Raw genomic sequence first — 9,808 nt, 5'->3', positions numbered from 1 at the left:
CGGTTACATTCCGAACCCGGAAGCTAAGCCTTTCAGCGCCGATGGTACTGCAGGGGGGACCCTGTGGGAGAGTAGGACGCCGCCGAACAATTTTTCAAAAGGTCGGATCCTGAACTTCGGTTCGGGGTCCGACCTTTTTTTGTTCCGCGTAACGTGTCGTTCACCCTGCGCGCCCAGCATCCCGTACATGGGAACCTCTGCAATGCTCAGGGCGGCCGGCGTCGGAGTCGGTGACGAGGTCGTCGTACCGGCCTTCGGGAACGTCGAGGTCGCCGAGGCCGTGACCCTGGTCGGCGCGCTCCCGGTGTTCGCCGACATAGACCCCGTGACCTACTGCCTCGACCCCGTGGCCGTCGAGGCGGCCGTAACCCCCTGCACAGCGGCCGTCGTTGTCGTCCACCGCTTCGGACGGCGGGCCGACATCGAGCGGTTGCACACCCTCGGGCAGCGGCACGAGCTGCTGGTCCTGGAACAGAGCGAGTCCGAGGTGCCGTACGACGAGATAGCGCAACGGCGCCAGCGGGCCGCCTACTTGGACACCAAACTGAAGGGCGTGCGGACCCCGGACGGCGGGGACGGGCACACCTACCAGCAGTACGTGGTGCGAGTGCCCGGCAACGGCCGGCCGGACCGGGACGCCTTCGCCCGCGCCCTGCGGGCCAGGGGAGTCGACTGCCGGGTGCCGGTCAAGACGCCCGTGCACCGGCTGCCGGAGTTCCGCCGCTGCGTGTCCCTGCCGCAGACCGAGCTGGCCGCCGACGAGACACTCGCGCTGCCCGTCGACGCCTCGCTGACCAAGCGGGAGATGCAGCGCGTCGTCGCCGCCTGCAACGCCCTCGGCGGACTGCTCCAGCCCGCCTTCTGACCGGCTCCCGAACGAATTTGGGAAGTCGGGCCGGTTCGGGGTACAGTTTCTTTGTCGCCGCGAGGGAAACCTCGAAAACGACAGGCCCCTATAGCTCAGTCGGTAGAGCGTCTCCATGGTAAGGAGAAGGTCAACGGTTCGATTCCGTTTGGGGGCTCCATAAATCAAGACCCCACCCATTCGGGTGGGGTCTTTTTCGTGCGCCCGGGGCGGCCGCGAGCCGCCGCGGCTCAGCCCTCGTTGTGGAGGCCGGGGACCCGCATCGCCAGAATGGCCATGTCGTCCGACGGTGCGTCGGACGCGAAGCGTTCCACCGCGCGCATGATGCGGGCGGCGACCGCACCGGCCGTCAGCCCCGTACAGGTGGTGAGGACGTCGGCGAGGCCGTCGTCGCCCAGCATGCGGGTGCCCTCGCGGCGCTCGGTGACGCCGTCCGTGACACAGAGCAGCACGTCGCCCGGGTCGAGGGTGACCGTCTCCTCGTACAGTTCCAGGTCCTCGATGACGCCCAGCAGGGGCTGCGGTTCGGCGGCCGGGGTCACCGTGCCGTCCTGGCGCAGGCGCAGCGGCAGCGGATGGCCGGCGCAGACCACCTTCAGCTCGGCGCTGCCGTCCGGCTGCGGCCGCAGCTCTCCGTAAAGGAGTGTCAGGAACCGGCTGCGGTCGCCCTCGTCGAGAATGGCCGAGTTCAGCCGTTCCAGAACGGCGGGGCCGCTGAGGCCCTCGCGGGCCAGCAGGCGCAGAGCATGCCGGGCGAGGCCGGTGACCGCCGCCGCGTTGGGTCCGGTGCCGCAGACGTCGCCGATGGCGAAGCCGTAGGCGCCGTTGTCGATGGGGAAGAGGTCGTAGAAGTCGCCGCCCACCTCGTTGCCCTCGCCGGCCGCGCGGTAGATGACCTCCACCTCGACGCCGTCGATGTGCGGGGTGCCGGGCGGCAGCAGGCTGCGCTGGAGGGCCTGACTGATGGCGGTGCGTTCCGAGTACAGGCGGGCGTTGTCCAGGGCGAGGGCGGCCCGGCGGGACAAGTCCTCGGCCAGCTCCAGGATTTCCTGGCGGAAGTGTTCGTCGGTGGGTTTGCCGAGGACCAGCATGCCGATGACCCGGTTACGGGCGACGAGCGGCAGGACGACCGTTTCGCCGCCGACCGCGGAGGCCGTCGCGAGGGTCGGGCCGATGCCCGCGGTGATCCGGTGCGTGGGGCCGCCGGCCAGGCCCAGCGTGCGCATGGAGGTGCGCAGCGCTGCCTGGTGGGCGACCTCGGCCGGGGCCGTCCAGACGCGGGCGCCGGGCGTGGGCACCGGGTCCGGCGGGGCGATCTTCGACAGCAACGACTTGATGCCGTCGATGAGTTCCTCGTCCTCGTGCAGCACGTACGACAGGTACGGGTCCGAGGCCTGGTCGGCGATGGTGTAGACGGCGCACCAGGTGGCCAGGGTGGGGACCGTCATCTGGGCCATGAGGGCCAGTGTCTGGTCGCGGTCCAGAGTGCCGGCCAGCAGGTCGGACGCCTCGACCAGGAAGCTCAGGGAGCCGCGGCGCAGCCGTTCCAGCTCGCCGAGGCGGGCCGACTCCACGGCCAGGGCGATGCGGTCGGCGGCGAACTGGAGGCGCAGCGCCTCCTCGTTCGAGTATCTGCCCGGGGCCTCGGCCGCGACGCCGAGGGAGCCGGTGAGGCGGCCCTCGACCTTGAGGGGGACGGTGACGACCGAGCGCATGCCGGTGCCGCCGAGGAGGGGGACGGCGCCGGGGACGGCGATGAGATCGTCGTGGACGGCGGGCATGCGCGCGGAGCCGTAGCGGCCGGGGCCGGCCTCCACGGGGACGCGGGCGAAACGCTGGCGGGCGGAGGGCAGCCCGGTGGAGGCGCGGACCTCCAGTTCGGTCTCGTCGTCGGTGGCCAGCAGCAGGAACGCCGAGTCGCCGTCGAGCATGTCGCGGGCGCGTTCCACGGTGCGCTGGAGCAGCCCGTCGAGGTCGTCCGGGGCGGGGGAGCCGATGAAGACCTCGAAGGGGTCGGTGCTCTGGCCGTCCTGCGAGGTGCCCTGGTCGCCGGCCGGGACCCGGGTGGGCGTCTGGAGCACGGCGCGCTCATGGTCGCGCACCAGCAGGCAGACGGTGGAGGGCTCGCCGCCGGTGTCGCGGACCCGCAGGTGGGAGGCGTACACGTGCACGACCCGGCCGTCGGCGCCGCGGATGCCGTAGCTGCCCTCCCAGCGGGAGAGCCGGAGCGCCTCGGCGATGCCGGTGCTGGTGCCCGGGGTGTGCGGCCAGGCGGCGAGTTCGGTCAGCGGCGTGCCGATGGCCTCGGCGGCGGGGTGGCCGAACAGGTCCTCCGCGTCCTCGTTCCACGCGGTGACGGCGCCCTTGCGGTCGACCTGGAGGACGGCGACACGGACCCGGCCGTCGGCCACCGGGAGCAGGTCGACGGGCAGGGCGGGGCCCGCGGTGCGGGTGCCGACCGGTCGTTCGGGCAGGTTGAGCTGGAACCAGACGTGCTTGTGGGTCGGCGTGTAGTCGACGCCCCAGCGGGTGGCCAGGGCCGCGCAGAGCTGGAGGCCGCGGCCGCCCTCGCGGTCGGGGCTGGCCATGGGGCTGGCGGACGTCTGGAGTGGGACCTCGCGCTCGGGGTACTGGTCGGAGACCTCGATGCGCACTCCCTCGTCGGTGCGCAGGCAGAGCACCTCGGCGTGGGTACCGGCGTGCACGACGGCGTTGGTCACCAGTTCGCTCGTGAGGACGACGGCGTCGTCGACGATGTCGGCGAAGCCCCACCCCTGGAGGGTGTCGCGGACGAAGGACCGGGCGGTCGCCACCGATCGTCCGACGGGCTCGAAACTGGCGGCCGCGCGCGCGGTGATCACAGAACTCCTCGGCCGGTTGTCTACGTGCAGGGCGGACGGACCGACCGGGTCGAGCCGCTGCTGCGGCATCGGCGCGTCGGTCGGCCGCGGCTCCGGGGGCTGTCCCCCCGGGATCAGTCCGGTGGTCATGGTCTGCGGCCGCCCCTCCGATGCCCGCTCGTTCTCGTGCCACCGCCCAGGCCGGTCGGGACCGGTGCGGCTGGACAGCCGGATGCAAGGTTACTTACCTTCGCCGTCCGAGCGGGTGCCGGTCGCCGGTGTTTACCCCCCAGGGTGTGCGGACGATGTGCGAAGCTGCCGAACTGTTATGGCCTGGTTCAGGCGGGGTGAAACACTGGGCAGGCTTCTGGTGAAGCTCTGGTCGCGCCGCGTGTGTTCCGTGTACGGCGGGCATCAGCCCTTGGTGTGGCCGGATCTCGTCTGGCAGAAATACGCAGCAGTAACCGGTACGCGGAAGTAAGCGGTATGTCGAGGAGACCGGCATGCCGGACGGACGCGTCCGCATACGGCAGTAAGGGTCGATCCCCCGGGAGGGACACAGTGGAGTCTGGCGCAGCGACGCGTGGCACGAAGACGCGCGCGAAGGGCGGACCGTCCCTGGGCAGGAGCGGCGGCACCACCGAGGTGGACACCGCCGGCCTGAACCGGCTGCTGGCGGCTCTCGTGGCGATGCGTGACGGGAACTTCCGCAAGCGGCTCACGGTCTCCGGGGACGGCGTGATGTCGGAGATCGCGGCGGTCTTCAACGAGGTGGCCGACCGCAATCTGCATCTGACCGGCGAGCTGTCGCGGGTACGGCGCATGGTGGGCCGTGAGGGAAAGCTCACGGAGCGCCTGGAGACGGGGGCCTGCGAGGGTTCCTGGGCGGCCGCGATCGAGCACTCGAACGCGCTGGTGGACGATCTCGTACGACCCGTCTCCGAGGTCGGCCGGGTGCTCACCGCGGTCGCGGAGGGCGATCTCTCGCCGCGCATGGAGCTGCGGGCACAGGCGCCGGACGGCGGCACCGGGCATCCGCTGCGGGGCGAGTTCCTGAAGGTCGGCCGTACCGTCAACAACCTGGTCGACCAGTTGTCGACGTTCACCGACGAGGTCACACGGGTGGCCAGCGAGGTCGGCACCGAGGGCAAGCTCGGCGGCCAGGCCCGGGTGCGCGGCATGTCGGGTTCCTGGAAGGACCTGACGGAGTCCGTCAACACCATGGCGGACCGGCTCACCGCGCAGGTGCGGGACATCGCCCTGGTGACGACGGCGGTCGCCAAGGGCGATCTGTCGCGCAAGGTGACCGTGCACGTCGCGGGCGAGATGCTGGAGCTGAAGAACACCGTCAACACGATGGTGGACCAGCTTTCGGCCTTCTCCTCCGAGGTGACGCGGGTGGCCCGGGAGGTGGGCACCGAGGGCATCCTCGGCGGCCGCGCGCAGGTGCCCGAGGTGGCCGGGGTGTGGAAGGAACTCACCGACTCCGTCAACACGATGGCCGGCAACCTGACGGCCCAGGTGCGCGGGATCTCGCAGGTCACCACGGCGGTGGCGAACGGCGACCTGTCGCGGAAGGTGACGGTTCCGGCGCGCGGCGAGGTGGCGCAGCTGGCCGAGACGATCAACCAGATGACCGAGACGCTGCGGATCTTCGCGGACGAGGTCACGCGCGTGGCCAACGAGGTCGGCGCGGAGGGCCGGCTCGGCGGTCAGGCGAACGTGCCGGGCGCGGCCGGCACCTGGAAGGACCTGACGGATTCGGTCAACACGGTCTTCCGGAACCTGACGACCCAGGTGCGGGACATCGCCGCCGTGACGACCGCGGTGGCCAGCGGTGATCTGTCGCAGAAGGTCACGGTGGACGTGGCCGGCGAGATGCTGGAGCTCAAGAACACCGTCAACGGCATGGTGGACCAGCTGTCGTCCTTCGGTGCCGAGGTGACGCGGGTCGCGCGGGAGATCGGGGTCGAGGGCGAGCTGGGCGGCCAGGCGCAGGTGCCGGGCGCGGCGGGGACGTGGAAGGACCTGACGGACTCCGTCAACACCGCGTTCCGAAACCTCACCGGCCAGGTGCGCAACATCGCCCAGGTGACGACGGCGGTGGCCAACGGCGATCTGTCGCAGAAGGTCACGGTGGACGTCTCCGGCGAGATGCTGAAGCTGAAGAACACCGTGAACACGATGGTGGACCAGCTGTCGAGCTTCGCCGACCAGGTCACGCGGATGGCGCGGGACGTGGGCACGGAGGGCCGCCTCGGCGGTCAGGCCCGGGTGGACGGCGTGTCGGGCACCTGGAAGGAGCTGACGGACTCCGTCAACTTCATGGCCGGAAACCTGACGTCCCAGGTGCGCAACATCGCCCAGGTGACGACGGCGGTGGCCAACGGCGACCTGTCGCAGAAGATCGACGTGGACGCGCGGGGCGAGATCCTTGAGCTGAAGAACACGATCAACACCATGGTCGACCAGCTGTCCGCGTTCGCCGAGCAGGTGACCCGGGTGGCCCGGGACGTGGGCACGGAGGGCCGCCTCGGCGGGCAGGCGCAGGTGCCCGGTGTCGCCGGTGTGTGGCGGGACCTGACGGACTCCGTGAACGGCATGGCCGGGAATCTCACGGCCCAGGTGCGCAATATCGCGCAGGTCGCCACCGCGGTGGCGGGCGGCGACCTCTCCCAGAAGATCACCGTGGACGCGCGCGGGGAGATCCTGGAGCTGAAGAACACCCTGAACACGATGGTGGACCAGCTGTCGTCGTTCGCCCAGGAGGTCACCAGGGTCGCGCGTGAGGTGGGCACCGAGGGCATTCTCGGCGGTCAGGCAGAGGTGCAGGGGGTCTCCGGCACCTGGAAGGACCTCACGCAGTCGGTGAACTTCATGGCGAACAACCTGACGATCCAGGTGCGCAACATCGCCGAGGTCACGACCGCGGTCGCCAAGGGCGATCTGTCGAAGAAGATCACGGTCGACGCCAAGGGCGAGATCCTGGAGCTGGTCACGACCGTCAACACCATGGTCGACCAGCTGTCGTCGTTCGCCGAGCAGGTGACCCGGGTGGCCCGTGAGGTGGGCACCGAGGGCATTCTCGGCGGCCAGGCGCACGTGCCGGGTGTCACGGGCATCTGGAAGGACCTGAGCAACAACGTCAACCTGATGGCCAACAACCTGACCATGCAGGTGCGCAACATCTCGCAGGTGGCCGCGGCGGTCGCCAACGGTGACCTGACGCGGCAGGTGACGATCGAGGCGCGCGGTGAGGTCGCGCAGCTCGCCGACACCATCAACACGATGGTCAAGACGCTGAGTTCGTTCGCCGACCAGGTCACCAAGGTGGCCCGCGAGGTGGGCACGGACGGCATCCTGGGCGGCCAGGCGCACGTGCCGGGCGTGGCGGGCACCTGGAAGGACCTCACCGAGTCGGTGAACCAGATGGCGTCCAACCTGACCGGCCAGGTGCGCAACATCGCGATGGTCACCACGGCGATCGCCAAGGGCGACCTGACCAAGAAGATCGACATCGACGCCCGAGGCGAGATCCTCGAACTCAAGACGACGATCAACACGATGGTCGACCAGCTGTCCAGCTTCGCCGAGGAGGTCACGCGCGTGGCCCGCGAGGTGGGCACCGAGGGCCAGCTGGGCGGCCAGGCGCGGGTGCGGGACGTGGACGGCACCTGGCGGGACCTGACGGAGTCGGTGAACGAGATGGCCGGGAACCTGACCCGGCAGGTGCGCGCGATCGCGCGGGTGGCGACCGCGGTGACCCGCGGTGACCTGAACCTGAAGATCGACGTCGACGCGTCCGGCGAGATCCAGGAACTGCAGGACTACATCAACAAGATGATCGCGAACCTGCGCGACACCACGATCGCCAACAAGGAGCAGGACTGGCTCAAGGGCAACCTGGCCCGCATCTCCGCGCTCATGCAGGGCCGCCGCGACCTCCAGGACGTCGCCTCGCTGATCATGAGCGAGCTGACGCCGGTGGTCTCCGCGCAGCACGGCGCGTTCTTCCTGGCGATGCCGCTCATGGAGGGCAAGGACGCCGATGAGGGCAAGGACGCCTACGAACTGCGGATGCTGGGCTCGTACGGCTACTCGATGGGCTCCATGCCGACGTCGTTCCGGCCGGGTGAGGCACTGGTCGGCACGGCCGCCCAGGAGAAGCGCACCATCCTGGTCTCGGACGCGCCGAGCGGTTACCTGAAGATCTCCTCCGGGCTCGGTGAGGCGCCGCCGGCCCAGGTGATCGTGTTGCCGGTGCTGTTCGAGGACACCGTGCTCGGCGTCATCGAGCTGGCCTCCTTCACGCCGTTCACGCAGATCCAGAAGGACTTCCTCAACCAGATCGCCGAGGTCATCGCGACCAGCGTCAACACCATCTCGGTCAACACCAAGACCGAGCGGCTGCTGGAGCAGTCGCAGGAGCTGACCGAGCAGCTGCGCGAGCGGTCGGCGGAGTTGGAGAACCGGCAGAAGGCGCTTCAGGACTCCAACGCCGAACTGGAGGAGAAGGCCGAGCTGCTGGCCCGGCAGAACCGGGACATCGAGGTGAAGAACACCGAGATCGAGGAGGCCCGGCAGGTCCTGGAGGAGCGCGCCGAGCAGCTCGCGGTGTCGATGCGCTACAAGAGCGAGTTCCTGGCCAACATGTCGCACGAGCTGCGCACGCCGCTGAACTCGCTGCTGATCCTGGCCAAGTTGCTCGCCGACAACGCCGAGGGCAATCTCTCGCCCAAGCAGGTCGAGTTCGCCGAGACCATCCACGGCGCGGGCTCCGACCTGCTCCAGCTGATCAACGACATCCTGGACCTGGCGAAGGTCGAGGCGGGCAAGATGGACGTCTCGCCGACCAGGATCGCGCTCGTCCAGCTGGTGGACTACGTGGAGGCCACCTTCCGGCCGCTGACCGCGGAGAAGGGCCTGGACCTGTCGGTGCGGGTCTCCCCGGAGCTGCCCGCGACCCTGCACACCGACGAGCAGCGGCTGCTCCAGGTGCTGCGCAACCTGCTGTCCAACGCGGTGAAGTTCACCGATTCCGGGTCGGTGGAGCTGGTCATCCGGCCCGCGGGCGCGGACGTGCCGCAGAACATCCGGGAGCAGTTGCTGGAGGCCGGGTCGCTCACCGATCCGGACGGCGAGCTGATCGCTTTCTCGGTGACGGACACCGGCATCGGCATCGCGGCCAGCAAGATGCGGGTGATCTTCGAGGCGTTCAAGCAGGCGGACGGCACGACCAGCCGCAAGTACGGCGGCACCGGTCTCGGCCTGTCGATCTCGCGGGAGATCGCGCAGCTGCTCGGCGGTGAGATCCACGCGCAGAGCGAACCGGGCCGCGGCTCCACGTTCACGCTGTACCTGCCGCTGTACCCGAGCGAGCTGCCGCCGCAGGGCTACCAGCAGTCCGTGGCGCCGCTGGAGGCCGGCGACCTGGCGGCCTCCCAGGCGGCGGAGCAGTCCTCGCAGCTGTCCGCCTCCGAGATCGAGACGCCGGCCGAGGTCAAGTCGTACCTGGAGATGCAGAACGGGCCCGCGGCGCTCTTCCGGCGTCGCCGGCGCGGCCTGCCGCAGGGCGAGCGGTCCGAGCGGTGGACGGCGGTGCCCGAGCAGGACAGCGCGCCGCAGTCCACGAGCGGGGTGCGCTTCGGCGGCCAGAAGGTGCTCATCGTGGACGACGACATCCGCAACGTCTTCGCGCTCACGAGCGTCCTGGAGCAGCACGGCCTGTCGGTGCTGTACGCCGAGAACGGCCGCGAGGGCATCGAGGTCCTGGAGCAGCACGACGACGCGGCGGTCGTCCTGATGGACATCATGATGCCCGAGATGGACGGCTATGCGACGACCACGGCGATCCGCAGGATGCCGCAGTTCGCCGGGCTGCCGATCATCGCGCTGACCGCGAAGGCGATGAAGGGCGACCGGGAGAAGGCGATCGAGGCGGGTGCGTCCGACTACGTGACCAAGCCGGTCGATTCGGACCATCTGCTGGGCGTGCTGCAGCAGTGGATGCGGGGGAAGTGACGGGATCGGCCGACCATGGTGTGAACACCCGGGAACCTCTGGCGGGTGCGCGGAGTTGTGCGCTTAGGGTGGCTGCGGACGT

The 9,808-nt window shown here is 69.8% G+C and carries 3 protein-coding genes, 1 tRNA gene and 1 rRNA gene; 4 read left to right on the top strand and 1 reads right to left on the bottom strand.

The window, feature by feature from the left end:
* The 3 genes from rrf to ACWDD7_RS35745 form a co-directional block, all read left to right on the top strand.
* Positions 1–88, top strand: a 5S ribosomal RNA gene (gene rrf / locus ACWDD7_RS35755); the annotation flags it as partial.
* 114 nt (positions 89–202) lie between these two features.
* Positions 203–865, top strand: a complete 663-nt coding sequence (locus ACWDD7_RS35750; protein ID WP_450460467.1) for a DegT/DnrJ/EryC1/StrS family aminotransferase — start codon at positions 203–205, stop codon at positions 863–865.
* Positions 866–949: 84 nt separating this feature from the next.
* Positions 950–1,025 (top strand) — tRNA-Thr (locus ACWDD7_RS35745).
* A 70-nt stretch (positions 1,026–1,095) separates the two neighbouring features.
* On the opposite strand, the gene ACWDD7_RS35740 is transcribed toward ACWDD7_RS35745, so the two are convergent.
* Positions 1,096–3,855, bottom strand: coding sequence for a SpoIIE family protein phosphatase (locus tag ACWDD7_RS35740; protein WP_450460465.1), 2,760 nt, complete (start codon positions 3,853–3,855; stop codon positions 1,096–1,098).
* Positions 3,856–4,266: 411 nt separating this feature from the next.
* Between ACWDD7_RS35740 and ACWDD7_RS35735 the strand changes: the two genes are divergently transcribed.
* Complete coding sequence (locus ACWDD7_RS35735; protein WP_450460464.1) at positions 4,267–9,726, top strand: HAMP domain-containing protein; 5,460 nt, start codon at positions 4,267–4,269, stop codon at positions 9,724–9,726.
* Positions 9,727–9,808: the final 82 nt, after the last annotated feature.

The sequence above is a fragment of the Streptomyces sp. NPDC001056 genome, assembly GCF_053598955.1.
This window is presented reverse-complemented; position numbering and strand designations above follow the sequence as displayed.